General features: G+C 49.6%; 1 protein-coding gene. It reads left to right on the top strand.

The features are described from left to right. Positions 1-825, top strand: an 825-nt coding sequence (gene pyk, locus R7040_RS25610; protein WP_318097446.1) for a pyruvate kinase, incomplete at both ends; no start/stop codon positions are given.

Here is an 825-nt window from a genome sequence, read left to right as displayed (position 1 = left end):
GTAAAATCACACTCAAAGTCGGCGATAAATTCACACTAGATAGCGACTTACCAAAAGGCGAAGGGAACCAAGAATCCGTTGGTTTGGATTACAAAGAACTGCCTCAAGATGTTTCACCGAACGACATTCTACTGCTTGATGATGGCAGAGTTCAATTGCAAGTCACCAGCGTAGAAGGAAATAAAGTCCATACCCGTGTGACCGTTGGTGGTCCATTATCCAACAACAAGGGCATCAACAAAAAAGGCGGTGGCTTATCAGCCGATGCGCTCACGGAGAAAGACAAAGCTGACATCATCACTGCCGCAGAAATTAAGGTCGACTATTTGGCCATTTCTTTCCCACGCAATGGCGAGGACATGCACTATGCCAGACGCTTGGCCAGGGATGCCGGCTTAGAAGCAAAACTCGTCGCAAAAGTAGAACGTGCAGAAACCGTCGCCACGAGCGAGTCGATTGACGATATCATCCTAGCTTCTGACGTCGTGATGGTCGCTCGCGGCGATTTAGGGGTTGAGATTGGCGATCCTGAACTGATCGGTGTTCAGAAAAAACTCATTCGTCGAGCTCGCAGTTTGAACCGCGTCGTCATTACTGCAACTCAAATGATGGAATCGATGATCAATAGCCCAATGCCAACGCGTGCAGAAGTCATGGACGTAGCAAACGCCGTTTTGGATGGCACCGATGCCGTGATGCTGTCTGGAGAGACCGCTGCCGGTCAATATCCGGTAGAGACCGTGAAATCAATGGCGGATGTCTGTATTGGCGCAGAAAAGATGTCTGAAGCAAGTCTATCGACCTACCGTCTCGACCGCACCTTTG

The organism is Vibrio sp. 1069 (genome assembly GCF_033340555.1).
Note: the sequence above shows the minus strand (reverse complement) of the source record. Positions and strands in the feature narration are given on the sequence as shown.